The sequence below is a fragment of the Aliiglaciecola sp. NS0011-25 genome, from assembly GCF_040370605.1.
In the GTDB taxonomy this organism is placed as follows: Bacteria; Pseudomonadota; Gammaproteobacteria; order Enterobacterales; family Alteromonadaceae; genus Aliiglaciecola; species Aliiglaciecola lipolytica_A.
Window position 1 is genome coordinate 118,489 of record NZ_BAABWR010000015.1, and the last position, 17,477, is coordinate 135,965.

14 protein-coding genes are annotated in these 17,477 nt (G+C 41.6%); 9 read left to right on the forward strand and 5 right to left on the reverse strand.

Annotated elements, in window-relative coordinates; translation table 11 throughout:
* Positions 1-117: 117 nt before the first annotated feature.
* From ABWV72_RS14280 to ABWV72_RS14320, 9 genes are all read left to right on the forward strand, one after another.
* The gene (locus ABWV72_RS14280) at positions 118-2,373 is read left to right on the forward strand and encodes a TonB-dependent receptor (protein WP_502902147.1); all 2,256 of its coding nucleotides are present in this window, start codon (positions 118-120) and stop codon (positions 2,371-2,373) included.
* A gap of 130 nt (positions 2,374-2,503) precedes the next feature.
* Positions 2,504-3,022, forward strand: a complete 519-nt coding sequence (locus ABWV72_RS14285) for a nuclear transport factor 2 family protein (protein WP_252729093.1) — start codon at positions 2,504-2,506, stop codon at positions 3,020-3,022.
* 228 nt (positions 3,023-3,250) lie between these two features.
* Positions 3,251-3,754, forward strand: a complete 504-nt coding sequence (locus tag ABWV72_RS14290; RefSeq protein ID WP_216048375.1) for a RipA family octameric membrane protein — start codon at positions 3,251-3,253, stop codon at positions 3,752-3,754.
* A gap of 4 nt (positions 3,755-3,758) precedes the next feature.
* The gene (locus ABWV72_RS14295; protein ID WP_353371337.1) at positions 3,759-5,576 is read left to right on the forward strand and encodes an ankyrin repeat domain-containing protein; all 1,818 of its coding nucleotides are present in this window, start codon (positions 3,759-3,761) and stop codon (positions 5,574-5,576) included.
* Between the two features lie 2 nt (positions 5,577-5,578).
* On the forward strand, positions 5,579-6,031 hold the full coding sequence (locus tag ABWV72_RS14300; protein WP_353371339.1) for a DUF3293 domain-containing protein: 453 nt from the start codon (positions 5,579-5,581) through the stop codon (positions 6,029-6,031).
* 210 nt (positions 6,032-6,241) lie between these two features.
* Positions 6,242-8,377 (forward strand): TonB-dependent siderophore receptor, encoded by a 2,136-nt coding sequence (locus tag ABWV72_RS14305; protein WP_353371341.1) that lies wholly within the window; start codon positions 6,242-6,244, stop codon positions 8,375-8,377.
* A gap of 102 nt (positions 8,378-8,479) precedes the next feature.
* Positions 8,480-8,764 carry a hypothetical protein gene (locus ABWV72_RS14310; RefSeq protein WP_216048371.1) on the forward strand — a complete coding sequence of 95 codons (285 nt, stop codon included), beginning with the start codon at positions 8,480-8,482 and terminating at the stop codon, positions 8,762-8,764.
* A 5-nt stretch (positions 8,765-8,769) separates the two neighbouring features.
* Positions 8,770-10,386: a PepSY-associated TM helix domain-containing protein gene (locus ABWV72_RS14315; RefSeq protein WP_353371343.1), complete on the forward strand. Its 1,617-nt coding sequence runs from the start codon at positions 8,770-8,772 to the stop codon at positions 10,384-10,386.
* Positions 10,383-10,670, forward strand: a complete 288-nt coding sequence (locus ABWV72_RS14320; RefSeq protein WP_353371345.1) for a hypothetical protein — start codon at positions 10,383-10,385, stop codon at positions 10,668-10,670. Before ABWV72_RS14315 ends, ABWV72_RS14320 begins: the two co-directional genes overlap by 4 nt.
* A gap of 135 nt (positions 10,671-10,805) precedes the next feature.
* Here the strand turns inward: ABWV72_RS14320 and ABWV72_RS14325 are convergent, their stop codons facing one another.
* From ABWV72_RS14325 to ABWV72_RS14345, 5 genes are all read right to left on the reverse strand, one after another.
* Positions 10,806-11,507 (reverse strand): ABC transporter ATP-binding protein, encoded by a 702-nt coding sequence (locus tag ABWV72_RS14325; protein WP_353371347.1) that lies wholly within the window; start codon positions 11,505-11,507, stop codon positions 10,806-10,808.
* Positions 11,508-11,534: 27 nt separating this feature from the next.
* Positions 11,535-12,953: a DUF3526 domain-containing protein gene (locus ABWV72_RS14330; protein ID WP_353371349.1), complete on the reverse strand. Its 1,419-nt coding sequence runs from the start codon at positions 12,951-12,953 to the stop codon at positions 11,535-11,537.
* Positions 12,950-14,371 carry an ABC transporter permease subunit gene (locus tag ABWV72_RS14335; protein WP_353371351.1) on the reverse strand — a complete coding sequence of 474 codons (1,422 nt, stop codon included), beginning with the start codon at positions 14,369-14,371 and terminating at the stop codon, positions 12,950-12,952. The genes ABWV72_RS14330 and ABWV72_RS14335 overlap by 4 nt, the downstream gene beginning before the upstream one ends.
* Positions 14,372-14,383: 12 nt before the next feature.
* Entirely contained in the window at positions 14,384-16,483 is a 2,100-nt protein-coding gene (locus ABWV72_RS14340; protein ID WP_353371353.1) for a TonB-dependent siderophore receptor, read from the reverse strand.
* A gap of 360 nt (positions 16,484-16,843) precedes the next feature.
* The coding region (locus ABWV72_RS14345; RefSeq protein WP_353371355.1) for an Hsp70 family protein at positions 16,844-17,477 on the reverse strand (634 nt) is incomplete at its 5' end.

Sequence of the window (17,477 nt, forward strand, 5' to 3'; positions counted from 1 at the left end):
AACAACACTTAAATAAACACACCAATCATCCATAACAGAGATAATGATAAATACGTCAATGCACATGCATTTCCCAAAGACTAATTATATGAACCTAAACACAAGGGATTCACAACAGTGACACATCAAAAAACAACTACACCTTTTTCTATTGCTCCTTCTTTAAAGAGCAAAACCCTAGTGGCGATAGCCGTCGCTACCTGTTTATCACCAATGAGTCTGTACGCGCAATCTAACGCAACTGGAGCAAATGATGCTGAGGTCGAGCGTGTACTAGTGACCTCTCGTAAACGTTCAGAAGATATGAACGATGTGCCAATTAGCATTAACGTGGTAACTGACGAACTAATTGATAACCTTGGCGCTGCCGACTTTACCGATTTATTAGGCGTAGTGCCAAGCTTAACATCTTACCAAAACGGTCCGGGAAGAACCCGTTTATCTATCCGTGGCGTGGCTAATGGTGGCGGTAACGACAACGATACCCAAAACCAAGAAACTGTCGGCATTTATATGGATGAAATTCCAATTTCCATGGGCGGCATGAACCCAGAGTTTGCATTGTTTGATTTGAAACGTGTAGAAGTATTGCGCGGCCCTCAAGGGACTCTATTTGGCGCAGGGTCAATGACAGGTACGGTTCGACTAGTTTCAAACGAGCCTGATCTTAACGAATTTGGTGGTCGCTATGAAGCCACTGCATCTTCTATCAGCCATGGTTCACAAAACTATTCGGTGAAAGGTCTGATCAATGCCCCGGTCATCGAAAACCAGTTGGCCATTCGTGCAAGTGGCTATTACATGGACAACGGTGGTTATATTGATAATGAAGTCACTGGCGAAAAAGATCTTAACGATGGCATATCGAAAGGTGCTAAAATCTCGACTTTGTACTTCCCTACCGACAATTTGCGTGCGGAATTAACCCTACTTCACCATAACTATTCAGATAATGGCTATCCACAAGACATCGACTCTACTCCGTTTTTAACCAGAAACTATACGTCTTTCGATGGCTTTGATGATGAAGTAAATATTGCCAATCTAACCTTGAAATATGACCTAGAGTGGGCTGAATTGGTCAGTTCTACTTCGTATTTTGATCGCTCGATCATTAACAGACGTTCGTTAGATTTATTATTTGAGTCGGCGCTTCCTCCCGAGGTCACGCCACACGAACTCATCGATTTCACTGACTCTGAAGTCTGGGTGCAAGAACTACGCTTAGCCTCAACCACCGATGATAAGTTGCAGTGGACTGTGGGTGCTTATGCTGACAAAAAAGATGTGTTTTATGAAAACACCTTTCCTGTTCCAGGAGCGGACGCAATATTGGGCGTGCCTTCTTCGGCCTTTGGCGCACCAGAGGACCACTTGTACTACGGTTTTGACGATCTAACCGTAGAGACCTATGCGTTATTCGGTGAAGCATATTACGACATTGGTGATCTTTCTATCACAGCCGGTTTACGTTATTTCAACTGGAAACAAAATATCGAGTTCTACCAGTCTGGTTTGTTCAACGGTGAATCAAACGGTGATATTCGACCTGAAAGTACCACTGATGGCGTGAATCCGAAACTGAACGTGTCATATCGTTTAAATGACGAAGTTTTGGTTTATGCTCAAGCTGCGAAAGGCTTCCGTTACGGTGGCATCAACGGCGCTATTCCTGAATCAGTTTGTTCTGAAGAATTGGCTCAAGTTGAACGTGAAGGCGGCGATACACGCTTCTTTAAACCAGATGAAATTTGGAATTACGAGGCGGGTATAAAAGGCGTGTCCAGTGATGGTATGTTCAGTTATAACGCAACTGTTTTCCACATTGATTGGAGCGATATGCAAACCAGCCGCTCCTTTGAGTGTGGTTTTGGTTTCCGTGAAAATGTCGGCGAAGCCACCAGCCAAGGGATAGAATTTGAACTTAGTATGAAACCCGTTAACGCCTTGACGTTGTCTTTAGGTGGTGCATACATCAACAGTACTTTGGATGCAGATGTGCCTAATTTATCTGCGTTAAAAGGTGATTCAGCTCCGTTCGTACCAGAAACGACCTTTAATGCTAGTGCAGATTATGAGCGCGCGTTAAGCCAAAACTACATGGGCTTCGCGTATTTTAATGTGCAGTACACAGGAGACCGTGCTACTGAGTTTAACGAAGAGGCTGCCAACTATCGTAAAATGGATGCCTATACAGTGGCCAATTTACGCTTAGGTGTGCGCTTTGATGAATTTGAAGTGTCGTTGTTTGCAAATAACTTGTTCGACGATGATGGTGTAGTGCGAGCGATAGGCAGACCGCCTTTTGATCAGCCTGCTACCATTCGTATTACGCCACGTACTGTTGGGTTAACCTTCCGCGGCAACTATTAACAGGCTAGCGCAATTAAAAATCGCTTATCAGCCTGCTTGTTCAAAGCAGGCTGATAAGCGAATAATCGGACAATTGCACTTAGCATTAAAAACTAGCTCGTGCAGTTGTCCGCCATTTAACAGGATAATAATGATGAAACGATTTGCCGCTATTGTGATGATAGCTTTTTGGTCTTTCAGCAGTGTCAGTTTTGCTGGACCGCAACCATCAGCAATAACAGACAACACTGAGTCGATTAACAAACTGATGGACGGTCTTCATTACTCAGCAAGCCAAGCGGATCTGAATGCCTACCTTGGTGCTTTCACTCAAAACGGCGTTTTTATGGGAACTGATGATTGGGAACGATGGAGTCGCCCCACCACTTTGGATGCCTACGTTAAAGAACGTTTTAAGGGCGGCACGGGATGGACGTATAAGTCAGTTGAACGTCATATAAATTTTGCAGACAGTGGCAACACAGCATGGTTCGACGAAATAATAGTCTCACCTAAGTGGGGAAGATTCCGCGGCACTGGTGTCGTAATAAAACAAGCTGACACTTGGAAAATTGCACATTACTCCATGAGCGTGTTGGTAGCCAATGAAGCATTTTTTGAGATTGCAGAGATCAACAAAAAAGCATTTGCACAACGCAAAAACAAATAAGTCAGAGGGCATCCCTGTGAGATGCCCATTCGCATAACTCATCACGGCGAAAAATAAGATCACCTTGACGAAAGCGATAAACCTCCCTCAATAACCTAGCTATTTCTTGCCGATTATTTCTTGTCTAAGATAAAAATTAAAGCAGCCTAGGCTACCTTAGACTTTAAAAATGGAATAGTATAAAAATTAAGCGCTCGATACTAAATCAAAAAGGATATAAATTTAGCCATGACGCAACATTCTATCAAAGAGACATTATTCAATTCATCCATTGTTGGCGACAAGACATGTCAGGAAAGCATCCTTGAACAATATAAAATGTGTGTTTCGGCTACGGAGAATATTAGTAATCGTCGACAAACAACAAATAGTTTTTTTATTAGCATTAACACCATCATTGTTTCGTTTGTAAGCTACTTCAACTTTCAAGGTGACGATAAAGTCATTTCCTTAGTCATACTGTCAATTGCTGGCATAATCGCAAGTTTCATGTGGCGTCAGTTGATCCTATTATATAAAGCACTTAATTCTGCAAAATTTTTAGTAATACTGGAAATAGAAAAGCAACTGCCTTTAGCACCTTATACAGCCGAGTGGCAAGCCTTAGAAGAGGGGCAAAATAAACAGAAATACAAACCTTTCACGTCCATTGAGTCTCAAGTACCTATTATTTTTATGGTGCTACATTTATTGGTTGCTTTTTTTAACTTAAATACGTTTCTAAACAGCTAACAATATGTTTAATCTTCTGTTTAAAACAAAAAAAGGTGAAGAACAGACTGATCAAAATCAAGCCCCCATATTCTGTGCAATAACACAAAATAACCTCGTTGAACTTAAAGATTTAATCTCAGACCCAACAGCAATATCAGTAAAAAATGCGACAGGTCAAAGCCCCTTGATATTTGCGTGTGAACGGGGCAATCAACAAGCGCTGGATATTCTATTAACAATTGAACACGATATTGAAGAACAAGACTTTTTCGGGTTTACACCACTAATGACTGCTTGCAAACACAAACAGATAGATATCGTAAAAAAACTATTGGCAGCAGGAGCTAAACCGAACACAGCGAACTTGTTAGGCAGAACAGCGCTCATGTTATCTTGTGCTAAAGGTGAAATCGAGACTGTAAAACTGCTCCTTGAAAATGGTGCGAACGCTAATCAAACTGACAGCAACGGTCGTAGGGTATTAGATTACGTTGGTAGCCAAAAAATAGGTAAATTAAAGTCCTATAAAATAATCAAGATTATTAGCAACGAGCCTGGGTTTTATCAAAAAACCAAGACCAAAAAGACCAAACCAGCGCTATCCTTCGCTGAATTAATCGGCAAACATGCTAAAAATAATATAGGACTCGATATTGGCGTTTTCATTATGATTCATAGTTTTGTTATGTTCAGCATGAATTTCGACACTAAAAGCATTGTGTTTTTAAGCGAAGAAAACACAAAATACCCCAGTTCAATTTTTGTAATCTTGCCTTTTTTACATCTTATTTTTATGCTCTATTATTTTTTTCCTGCCTACAAAATAATTAAATTTAAACAAACAGATACATCAAATAACACAGCAAACAATCCCCTACCGTCCGCTCATCAATATGCAAGTAATACAGAATATATTCAAACGTTATTGGATTTTGGTTTTCACAGCCTGACTAACAAATTTACCCACATTACTGATTCATCCGTTATCCGCTTAGCGCGATTAAACATGCTGTTTCCCAGTGCTGTGCTGCTGCTGGCAATACTCAATGGCGTAATGATGGCGTTTGACTATTATGATTTTCTTGTTGAATGCGCTTTAGCTGCTCTGTTTATATGTTTATTGGGTATCTATTTTGAATACAAAAGAAGAAAAAAAGCGCTTGTGCGCATCCATAAAAAGTTAGACAAAGCGGCAGGTGATATGTTGTTGACTCAGCAAAAAAGAGATGACGTCCCACCTAAAGAATTTATTTTGTACTTAAGAGCGTTTGAAACCACTGGTGCATTAAAGGTAGGTGACACAGATTTCGAAACCGCTATTACGCATTTTTTGTCCCCACATATTTTGGTCGTTACCTTTGGCGTACCTGGTGAATTTGCAGGGGCAGCTAGAGTGCAAAGTACAGAAGAAAAATGGCAGTCTAACGTCTTAGATTTAATGCACAGGGCTACACACATTTTAATGCTTCCCTCTGACCGACCGGGTACTTTATGGGAAGCTGCAGAACTTAAAAAGCATCAACTACTGTTTAAAACCACCTTTGTGATGCTGCCAGAAATTCAATTACAATCCGCAAAGTACTCTGAATTGTGGCAACGAGCCTATGCTGCTTTTCAACCTATTGGCCTTAATATTCCACAACATATGTTTAAAGGTTTAGTATTTAATCTAAATCCAGCAGGCCACCTACAACATTATTCCATTTTACAAGAGGCGGATTTATTCATTAAACAATTTTCCGCTTCAGCAGGTGGAGACGGCAATGGAGAGGGCGATGGCGAAGGGGGAAGCGAAGGTGATGGCGGCGGAGATGGGGGCGGAGGCGACGGAGGTGGTTGAACATGGATAATGATTTATTAGCCGCTTACAAAAATGCTGAATATGTTGTTTTTGCTGATGGATTAGCAGATAACCAGTTTGTTATGTTGGTCGATAAATACTCTGACGCCTTACAACGATTAATGCATCAAAAGGACTGCAAACAAGCGGCCTTTATCAGCGCATACAATCCTCGTAGCCATCTACTCCCAGAGTCCCAAAACCGCATTGCACACACCCAATTAAAAAACCAAATACAGCAATTGGGTTTCAAATTCATCAACGGCGAAGGACAGGATCCAAAAGGACATTGGCCTGCTGAAAAAAGCCTGCTAGTACTCAATATTGATAAACACCAAGCCATAAATATAGCTAAACAATGGGGTCAGAATGCGCTGATCTGGATTGGTAACGATGCTATCCCACGAATATTATTGCTCGACTCACAAAACAATAACCTTTTGCCTCCCTCTTAGGCTCTTCTCTACTGCTTCGGCAACCTAATTAAGCAAGCTACTTTTCGTCTATTTCCCTCGTTTAGGTAAGTAATCTATCCAGTTACAAAACTTGGCGCTAACCAGCGCCACAAACAAAAATCAAATAGCAATGATTATCATTTGCAATACGTTTATCAATGATTATAATGACCCCGCTTTATTAATCACACTTCACATTCAGAGAGCACTATGAATAAAAGGCACACTTTTGCATTATCACCGTTGATGTTGGCGTTAGGCATGCATGCGCAAGCAGCAGATTTAAACAATGAAGACACGAATAACACAGCCGAAAACGACATTGAGGTTATTCGTATTGTTGAAAGCCGCATTCAACGAATTAGTTCTGGGGCAACAGGTTTAGGTCTAGATAGTTTTGACACCCCTCAATCTCTGTCAATCATCGAAAATGACACCATTTCGAAATACAACTTGAGTGATATCAATAGCTTGTTTAGACAAGTTACGGGTATCAACATTGACCAAACAGAAACAGACCGCACCTATTTTAACGCCCGCGGTTTTGACATAACCAGTATGCATGTAGACGGCTCGGGAATCCCTTTTGGTGATATTTTCGTGGGCGATCTTGATACCGCTATTTATGAAAAGGTGGAGTTTATTCGCGGCTCTAACGGGCTGATAACCGGCTTAGGCAACCCGTCAGGTACGGTAAACTACGTTAGAAAACGCCCAAGTAATGATCCCCAAGCAAGCGTCGCCGTTACCCTAGGCCGTTGGTCAAATATGCGCGCAGTTGTGGATGTATCAACGCCATTAACTGAATCAGGAAGCTGGGCCGCCCGCGCGGTTGTCGTTCATCAAGACAAACAAAGCTGGTTGGATCGCTACGAGAATAACCGCACAGTTGTATACGGTGTTGTTGATGGTCAAATTAACGATGATGTCACTCTTACCTTTGGTTACACCTATCAAGATAACAACAGTGATGGCGTGACTTGGGGTGCGGTTCCAATGATTTATTCAGATGGTACCCAAACTGATTTTGCGGTTTCTGAGTCCACCAGCATGAACTGGACGTATTGGGATACCTTGAATGAAACTGCGTTTGCAGAATTAAGTTGGTACATCACTGATGATCTCAATTTCACCAGTAAGTTGAACTACACCAAATACGAAGATAATTCTGAGCTATTTTATGCTTATTCCAATACTGGCTTAGATCACGAAACAGGTTTAGGCATGTTGGGTTACCCCGGCAAGTTTTACGCAGAAGACGATATCTTAATTTGGGACAATACCTTACAAGGCACGTTTCAAGCGTGGGGGATGGAACATTCGTTCAATCTAGGAGTTAGCCTCGCCGACTCTGAAACTCTCGATTTAGATTCCGGCGCACTGAGCGGTTTCGACGTTATGCCTGCCCTACCCGGCTGGACGGGAACCGAAGTGGCAAGACCTGACTGGGCAGAACCTTATCAAGCTGGCTATACAGACGTCACCTTAAATCGTTTTTACGGCTCAATTCAACTAGCCGTTACAGAGAATTTCGATTTTGTGTTAGGCGCAAGTTTTGTTGATTATGAAAACGAAGGGGAATCTTGGGGCGCATCCACTTCTACCACTGAAGATGGCACCAGCCCATATATTGGTTTTACTTGGGAAGCGATGGAAGGTCTAAATGTTTATGGCAGTTACAGCGACATTTATCAACCTCAGTATTATCTAAACGAAGATCTTGAGCCCCTAGGCTCTGCTGAAGGTCGTAGTTATGAAATGGGCATTAAAAAACGTTTTGAACACAACTTATTAGTCAGTTTAGCCGTTTTTCGCACCGAACAGGAAAACCTGTATGAATTTATCGAATATGGCGACGGTGACGGCGTTGACGATGATGATTATTCAGATGACTTTGATTATTCACTGTATCGCGGTGTAAACGTCGACTCTAATGGTTTTGAGTTAGAAGTGTCAGGTCAGGTTTCAGAGGAGTGGACACTCCAAGGTGGCTTTACCGCGTTAACCATGGACGATGAAAACGGTGATGAAGCTCGCACATTTATTCCGCGCAGAACCTTGAAGTTAATGGCTGACTACTCACCGACTTGGCAAGAAAAACTCAATGCCGGTATTTCTGTTCGTTGGCAAAGCGAAATGTATTACCAAACAAGTTTCGGACGCATTACTCAAGACGCCTATGCGCTTATTGGTGGCTATGTGCAGTACCGATTCAACGAGCAAGTGTCACTTAGTCTGAACCTAGACAACATTACAGATGAAAAATACCTTAGCTCTGTTCGAACCGACCAAGCGTTTTATGGTTCACCAACTGACTATAGCCTAACCTTGCGTTGGGGCTTTTAATAGCGCTACAAAAAGAAGCTTATGTAACCAATAAGCTTCTTTTTTCGTTCCTAATTGGGCACAAAAAGCGTGTTTCATATTAGCTAAAATTGGAAACAAATCATGAGTACATCATCTTTGAAATTTCTTAAAAACAGACGTTTTTGGCTAAGCGGGCCCGCAACTCTTGTGGTCTCTTTGCTATTTATGCTCGCCATGGCTGTCTGGTTTCCACCTGGAGCAGGCCATGTGAATAACATCATGATGCCTATGTTTATGTTTCCGCTCATTTGGGCGATTTTGTTTTTTTACACTTACCTGACAACAAACCTGCAAAAAGCCCAATGGCTGCTTGCCACATTATTTGTTGCCAACAGTGCCATTCTTGCATTTCAATTTTTAGGTTAACCTTTATGACTGACAATACTCCACCCTTGCGTTCTAAAGCTAAGGCTTTACTTAGCCTTCATTCTTGGTCTGGCATTGTATTAGGCATGTTACTTTATGCGGTTATATTTACTGGTACAGTAGCGGTGGTTGCCGATGAAATTGGCGAATGGTCAAACAGTAATTATCATAAAAATCTGTTAGTTGCCTCTGATGTCCATGCAACGGTTTCTCGTTTAGCTGACCAAACCCCTGTAGAGTATTTAGATGAAATTTCTGCTTATGAAAACGATAGGCAACAATTGGTGTATTTCTTCCACACCCACAAGCAAAATCCATCGGGTGATATGGACGAGTATGGCGTTCAGTATTTAGTTAATTCTCAGGGTCAAACCATCTCAAAAGAAACCGGTTTTGGTAGCGAGATATTCGCCCAAGACGATACCTATGCCTTAAGTCGATTTTTAGTTTCCATACATACTGAATTGCATATTCCGGCTCCGTGGGGGCTAATACTCACCGGGATTTTAGGGCTGGCAATGTTAATTGCTTCTGTGTCTGGATTTATGATGCACCGTCATTTGTTTACCGATATGTTTTCGATTCGCAAGCAACGTGACGGCCAGCCCCTCAAACGTGACTCTCATACAGTGGCTGGCACCTGGAGTATTCCGTTCGCTGTTTTATTGGCGTTCACCGGCAGCTTTTTCAGTTTTTCCACTGCGTTTGGTTTGCCAGCCATGGGAATGGTGGCATTTGGCGGTGATCAAGAAGCATTGATGCATGCTTTGGTGGGTGAGCAACAACATAAAAGTGAAGCACCAATGACTTCTGCTAATTTTACAACTATGGTCAGAGATGCAGCAGCACGACAATCATCAGTACCCTCTTATTTGTCCATCTCTCATATGGGCACAGAGTCAGCTAGTTTACTGGCTTTCTTTATGCCAAATGAAGGCAAGGTTGGATACGAACAATTAGTTTATGATGGCACTAATGGTGATTTCATTGAGCACAAACCCTTAGTCGGCACTGTACCCTCAGTATCAAGTGATATTTTGTCATTAATTTATCCCATTCACTTTGGCACCTTTGCCGGGCTAATGTCGAAAATTGTGTGGATAAGTCTAGGCGTAGCCGCTTGTTACGTGACTATCACAGGTCTACAACTTTATGCTCATAGAAATGAAAAAAGCCAAACCAGTTGGCGCTGGTTTAGCCGAATGTGCGTGTGGGGTTTTTATGGCCTTCCCCTGTGTTCACTAGTCAGTGCCTTTGGCTTTTTTGTTAGTGGCAATATGGAGGCGAGTCAAAGCTTATGGACTCAATATTCGTTCGTGATTGCCGCCGCATTAATTAGTTTAGTTAGCTTGTCGATGAAGAACCTCAAACAACTCAAAATTTTATTGCTGGCAGGAAATGGGATCTTCTGTTTAATATTACCGGTATTACGCTTTAGCAGCTCACATGTAGGTTGGTTAGAGGCCTTGAAATTCAACATGATGGACATGTTGTTTATCGACTTTGCAATGCTTACCTGCGCTCTTTGGTGCTTTTTCGCCCTGCATAAAAAATGTCAACAGGAAAGCCAAGAAAGTGATGTTTGGACTCCAACCCTATCTGATGTAGAGGTGAGAAAATGAACCATTTAATTATGACCCTGCCTTTTATCGCGTTCAGCTTACTGGTTATTTTTTTGCTTGCCCTCTCCGACCCAAGGCGCAAACAACTGTCCAACAAAACCAACAACCCAACGTCCCGCAGCTTAACCTTATCGCCTATGCACAGAAAGTTACTGGCGTGGAGTTTAGCTCTGCCATTTATTCCGCTAGTAATCATGAGCAATTATGCCGGCATATTAATGTATGCAGGGGCAGTAACAACGATAGGTTGGGCAATATCAGAACTGCCCTCGTCAGTGGTGTAAATAGTAAAGCCGTCAAACTCAGCAGGCTTTGAACTCTCGGGTTTAGTGCAGCATGTTTGCAATGGGATTTAGGATCTGCGTGGGGGTGTCGTTATACGTTGCAGCTGATATTTTCAGTCTAACTAGTAAGCAGATCTATCTTTTCATCGCTTCTAGATATTTATTTTCGAGTTCTATTGGCGAAATATTTTGAGCATCGAATTCATCGACTAAACGACCATTGCGCATAATCCCTATATTGTTTGCAACAGCATGGGCTCGAAATAAATCATGGGTTGCCATTAATACTGCAATGCCCTCTCCACTGATTCGTTTCAATAACGCGTTGAATTCATTTGCGGCATGGGGATCTAAGCCGCTAGTTGGTTCATCGAGTAGAAGTACCTTTGCCTTTTTTGCTAATGCTATGGCAATACCTACTTTTTGACGCATTCCTTTAGAATAGGTTTCTAACGGTTTGGAAAAAGCTTCTTGTTGTAACCCTACTTCCTGTAATAATTCGTTAATCTGTGTTTTTGAACAACTCAATCCACCTAGTTTAGAAAAATAGCCAAGGTTTTCTGCGCCGGTCAGACAACCATATAAATTAACCTGCTCGGGAATATAAGCAATATGCTTTCTCACTAATTGAGGAGATTCCGTTGCATCGATACCGTTAATAATGGCGCTTCCGCTATCGCTTTTAATAAAACCAAGAAAACAATTAATTGTTGTTGTTTTACCTGCTCCATTTGGCCCAAGTAAACTATAGATATTACCGGGAGCTACGGATAAATTTAGTCTATCAAGAGCTAACTTTTGACCGTATTTTTTTGTGAGGTTGACTGCTCGTAACATCTTTATTTGGTTCCTTTGTCTTTACGTCTAATAGGGAGTAACACGGCCTAACATACGCTTGGCAACTAACATCAGAAGAATCAGTGGCAAAAGTATTAGCCCCAAGCTTTTAATAACTCGCCCCCACCTAGAAGAGACCGTTTCTGGCGCGATAGAATACTGCGGCATAGAATCGATATCTTTTACACTCAAAGGACGCATCGACGCTAACTTAAAATCAAAGTGGTTGCGCAAATCAGTCTGAAAACTGTCCACACTTTGCAAAAATGACAAACGCCTTTGCGGAGCTGAACCTGCTAAATCTTCTGTCAACATTTTCAATCCAAGTGGGGGGCTGAACACAGACAACAACCGCATAACTTCAACATGTTTTATTCTCTGTTTCTCATATTTCAACGCTAAAGGAGAAAATGCTAAATCGAAAGCCAAACTTCTAGGGTAAAACTCTTTAACAAAATACTGCTCGTATTCATTGCCCTGCCTAATTGGCTTATTTTGGGGTCGTTTTCGATAGTATTCTTCAGTTATCTCATAGCGTCGCTGATTTAAATCATTACTTATATCTCTATGCTTAATAACGCGCTCTAAATGATTTGGTGGCGGAGCAAGTTGTTTTACTACAACGCCAGAAAGTGCAGGCATCAATATAGCGATTACGATCCAGCAACATAAAAGTTGTAAACTAGCCTGGGCGGTATTTTGGGCTTTTGCACTTACCATAGCGGCAATAACCGACCAAAAGAGGATTGTCATCGATAGACCGGTTATCCAAACGATTAAGGCCGGAAGTGCAGTAGTTAATGACCTATATTCAGTAAGTAAAACAGCACAAGTCGCTACACCGCCAACAATACTTAAGATAACGATAAAGCGGATAAGTAAACGCGCAATAATAATTGACCGTAAACTGCGTTGATTCGCCAATAAAGAAGCACTGCTTTGCTCTCTGTCTCTAGCCATAACATCGAAGCCCCAAAATATTACGAATAAGGGCACAATCCAGGTAGCTATAAACACCAAGTCGAAGGGACCGTCTAATCGATTTACAGGATCTTCTAAACTAGGCTGAGGGTCTTTGTGACGGGTTTGCATACCAATTTTAAGTAACAATGGGGTTGGTCTTACTTCCGCAGCGGATAAAACACTAAGTTCCGGCGGTTCCGGTACTAAAGTGCGAGGAGCAATGTTTTGATATGCGGCACTGGGGTTATAAAACTCCTGCGCCTCTAACTCACCATTTAAATAGGCATTTAGATTCGTTTTTAATTGCTCATATTTTTTAATATCTGCGGTAACAGCTTGCTGCACAACCGCTCTTTGTTGACTAACATGGATGATGCCGTTAATCGCCGCAATAATTGACATACCAAGTAAAATAGCAATCAGCAATATATTCCCAGGAGATTTTCTAAACAACAACCATTCTTGGTTCAATAAGGTTTTCAAGGAGTCATTCTCCTTGAACTAAAAAACAGAACAGTCAAAGCACACAGAGCCCAGAGCAATAGTATCAACACTGAGACAATCTGGCTTTGCAGAGCCCAAGAAACACTAGGTGCATCGTATTCGAAAGGACTAACGGTAGACCAATCAGAAAAGTCACCATTCATTTCCCAAGCATCACCATGGACTTCATTTTCTAAAATGGTATCCATATGATTGCCAAAATCACGGCGATAGGTTTCCGCAGCATTTAAAAAATGTCGATAGTGAATCCAGTCCATACCAGCCATAGATTGAGAAACACTGCGAGCCGCCATAAAAGGAGCAATCAAAGATAGTGCGGTTCTAATTTGATTTTGCTTCGCATATAGCTGAGTTAATTTTTGATATTCTATATCGTCCACTTCCGCTCCCCAGGTATTTAGGTGCTTCATTCTTAAACCAGAAAACCCTATTGGAAGATCGTCAACGGAGGTCACATTGTATTTATTAAGGGTACTTTCCCGTAACGCGGTTAATTGTTCACCATAGCCACCACGAGCATCTATACCGTTATTAAATAACTCGCCCACAGACTTTTGATAAGCGTCTAAAGTAGGAACAGGGGCAATCGTTGTGGTTAAACTTGACGCTAGCCGTGGCGCTAATACGCAGCCAAACAACCAGAATACAAGTACCATCAATAATGCTTTACGAGAGCTCGAACATACGCTGGAAATAGACACTGCAACGGCCAACAACGCCAGTAAAAACAGTAAGTTACTAAACAGTAAACCGATAGTGCGATAAAATGTGTCGTCTATGTGCATACCAGACTGCAACACTAGTGCGAGCAATGTGACAGCTAACCCCAAGATAAACAGAGGCATTAAGGTTACAACAAATAAGCTAATCAACTTAGAGAAAACCCAAGTGGTAGGTGAAACACCTTGAGACAGTATTTGCCGCAGCACGCCAGTTTCCCGGTCTCGAACCACAGATAGCGCACCAACAACTAATACCAACAAGCTAGCAAGCATTTGTAAAACACTGGCACCACTGGCGACCCCTATCCCAACCCCAAGGGTTAAGTCATCTTCTGCAGGAATATTAGTAAACACAGGGCGATCATGGGCATTCAACCATAATGTTTGGCCAATAAAAGGGCGTAAGCCAGGCTCAAAGAATGCTAATTGAGTTTCCGGCTTTACAACATACACGCCAAAATGAGCAGCTCTATGGGGATGCCGCTCACCTTGGGTTAGCCATTGGTTTTGAGCACTTGTAACAAACTCTTCGCGAGCATTTTCGGCTGAGTTGAATTGCGTCCAGCCTGTGATACCAGCGACTACTACTAACATCAGTAATATGCCACTGGCGAGAAAGAATCTCTGCTCACGAAATTGAATTACAATTTCTTGTTTTACGTTAGATAACAACATGTTAATACAAATTTAAAACGCATATCTAAGTTGTAATGAAAATGACCGAGGCTCTTGAGGCATTATTGTGGTGCTGGTTAGATCATAGATTTCTTCATCCGCTAGATTTTTCAGGTTAAGTTGCAAGCGCCATTTATCTAACGAATAAGCGACCATTGCGTCGACACGAACATAAGACGGTAAATTAAACGATCCATTAGGAAGTCCGACTGCTCGCTCGTCGACATAATAAATACCTCCCCCTAGCTCTAAACCACTCAACATACCGCTTTGAATAACATATTTATTCCAAAGACTCGCACTATACTCTGGTGCGCCTGGCAATTTCGAACCGATTTCGAACACATTATCCTTGGTCACTACGGCATCAATAAAAGCTGCGCTAAACGCTATACTCCAGCCCGTCATAGGCGTACCGCTAACCTCAAGCTCTACTCCTCGACTGCTTTGCTCGCCCGTCTGGATTCTGAAATTTGGCATTAAAGGATCGGCTGTTGATACGTTTTGTCGCTTTATATCAAAAACGGCAATATTAGTAGATAGACGCGCATCCATCCAAAGTTGTTTAATCCCAAACTCAATCTGCTCTCCCGTTTCAGGTTTGAGATCTTCGCCATCTGCGGTTACGCCACTGATGATAGATAAAAACGACTCTCCATAACTAGCATATAAACTTATTTTATCATTTGGCTGATAGACAACCCCTAGTTGAGGACTATTTTCACTGTCTGGCTCTCTTGCTGATTTGACTCCACTCATTAAATTCGTGGAGTCATTTTTTACGCGATCATGACGAAGACCAAATAAAAACTTCCATTTATCAAAACTGCTCATGGCTTGTGCGTAAAAGCCTGTGCCTTGGTTGTTACTTTGCTCAGCGAATAACTGAAAACCGCCGTCTTGAGGTTGTGCACCATATACAGGGTTAAATAGATCAAGAGGATCTAATCCGGCAAAGAAAAAGTCATAACTCTGTTCTGTTTCATAATATTCAGTACCCAGAACGATAGTATGGCTGCCACCAAAAGCTGAAATATTTCCAACAATTTCATGCTGTGCAACCAATGTTTCCGAGTCTTCTTGTGTGTCATATGCAACCCTATTTACGCTGAGCTTGTCCTCTGACACGCCCCAAAATGAGCGCAGGTTGTAATCGCCATCTGTTTTTGCATAACTAAGTTGTTGCTGGAACTTCCAGTCATCATTTAGCCAATGCTCTAATCTGGTTGAAATATTTGAAGAATCCACTTCGTTAATACCATCAGGTTCGCCCAAAAAGCGGCTAATAGGTACCTCAAAAGCGACTTCGTCTCGAGGTAGTCCAATATCCCATGTGTATTCACTGTGTTTATGTTCAACCTCAACGGTTAAATTTGTATTGTCGCTTATAACCCAAGTGACAACAGGTGCAACAAACCAACCGTCATTATTCACTTGATCTCTAAAACTACCATTGTCTTCATAGGCAACATTAAGTCGATAAAATACAGAAGAGGCTAATGCCCCACCAAAATCAGCTTCACCTTTGTAACGGTCATAGCTGCCGACGGATAGATTGATAGTTGCTAGCGGATCGGAAACTGGTTTTTTGGTAATAGTATTGGTTATACCACCGGGATAAACGGCACCGTACAGCACCGAACCAGGTCCCTTAAGAACCTCAAATCGTTCTACATTGGCAGTATCTCGAACAGTGTAGAAACCGAAATCACGCATTCCATTTCGCAATGTTAAGAAACTAGAATCGAACCCTCTTAAAAAGGCCCCAAAATTCTCTACGCCCCCATATCCCTGTTTACGCTGAGCGCCAGCGACATTGTCTAACGCTTCACTTAAGCGACTAATAGCTCTGTCATTGATTAGTTCATTAGAGAGTACCGACACCGTAAGCGGTAAATCTCGTAAAAAAGTGTTAGTTTTTGTGCCAGTTAACGCATCAACCGCCATATAGTTTTCAACTTTTCTACCCGTTATGACAATTTTTTCCATTTCATTTATAGCTTGCTCATTTTGATCTTCCTTGTCGTTATCAACAACGTCGGCAAAAACAAAACTAACTGGAGATAAAGAAATAATAATTGCTAGAGGTTTGATACATGTTTTGAGTGACATAGTTTTTCTTGTAATTTTATGTGATGTTATAATATTACAATATGGAGGGTGGGTGTACAAGTGTGAATTTGCACAAATATTAGCCGCAGAAGGAAACTAAGCTATTGCCATGCAGGGAAAATTTTTACCAATTGGTATTTTCCTCAACGTGGTCCAAAAATAATTAGTTGTTTTTGAAACGAACAAAACAAGGCATCTTTTGCCTTGATTTGTTTAGTCTAGATGGAAAGTATTCTGTGAATTAAATTGACGCTGAAAGCTAAGCGAGGACTAAGCTTTTCGAGTGAATTTAGAGATTAGCTGATTTAACAATTTCCAAAAACTTAACAGAAGCCTGTCTAAGATTTATGATTTAACATTTTAGTTCCCAAATATGCGTTGGGCATGGGTAATTAGGCCTGATGTAACGCTACCAAAATGGTTACCAATGACAATCTCAGTATCCGGGAACATAGAGCTTATCCATTGTTTGATGACGGGTGATATTGCAGTACCGCCGGTTACAAATATGGTGTCGGGTTTAGCGCCTGACTGCAGTAAAGACTCATTCACGATAGACTCAATTTGCTTTAATTCGCCACTGATGGCATCACCTAGTTGATCTCGGCTAACCGAGATTTGTAAATTTGATTCAATATAATCGAGATTAACCTCGGTCAAATTGTTGGTTGAAAGTGCTATTTTGGTTAATTCAGAACTCTTATTTAATTTGAGCCCTAGTTTGTCGTCACGCAACTTTTTTAATCGCTCGATTCTATTATCCAAAGACATAAAACAATATCGTTGCAATTCCACACCGGTTCTATTTGAATTAAACTCACGCTGCGCAGCGACATCATTAACACACACAGCCTGCCTGAATAATGTGGGAGGAATCGGCAGGTCGTTAGTTAATATAATATCTTTACCAAAGTGCGGCATTATCCCCATTAGCGCTAGTTTGTTGTCAATATCAATGCCCCCTATCCGTTTTCCTGAACAACCAAGAATATTA

Coding starts and splice junctions, on each gene's coding strand:
- ABWV72_RS14315 (WP_353371343.1), top strand. CDS start 8,770: ATGACTGACAATACTCCACCCTTGCGTTCTAAAGCTAAGGCTTTACTT.
- ABWV72_RS14300 (WP_353371339.1), top strand. CDS start 5,579: ATGGATAATGATTTATTAGCCGCTTACAAAAATGCTGAATATGTTGTT.
- ABWV72_RS14295 (WP_353371337.1), top strand. CDS start 3,759: ATGTTTAATCTTCTGTTTAAAACAAAAAAAGGTGAAGAACAGACTGAT.
- ABWV72_RS14285 (WP_252729093.1), top strand. CDS start 2,504: ATGATGAAACGATTTGCCGCTATTGTGATGATAGCTTTTTGGTCTTTC.
- ABWV72_RS14290 (WP_216048375.1), top strand. CDS start 3,251: ATGACGCAACATTCTATCAAAGAGACATTATTCAATTCATCCATTGTT.
- ABWV72_RS14310 (WP_216048371.1), top strand. CDS start 8,480: ATGAGTACATCATCTTTGAAATTTCTTAAAAACAGACGTTTTTGGCTA.
- ABWV72_RS14335 (WP_353371351.1), bottom strand. CDS start 14,371: ATGTTGTTATCTAACGTAAAACAAGAAATTGTAATTCAATTTCGTGAG.
- ABWV72_RS14305 (WP_353371341.1), top strand. CDS start 6,242: ATGAATAAAAGGCACACTTTTGCATTATCACCGTTGATGTTGGCGTTA.
- ABWV72_RS14320 (WP_353371345.1), top strand. CDS start 10,383: ATGAACCATTTAATTATGACCCTGCCTTTTATCGCGTTCAGCTTACTG.
- ABWV72_RS14325 (WP_353371347.1), bottom strand. CDS start 11,507: ATGTTACGAGCAGTCAACCTCACAAAAAAATACGGTCAAAAGTTAGCT.
- ABWV72_RS14340 (WP_353371353.1), bottom strand. CDS start 16,483: ATGTCACTCAAAACATGTATCAAACCTCTAGCAATTATTATTTCTTTA.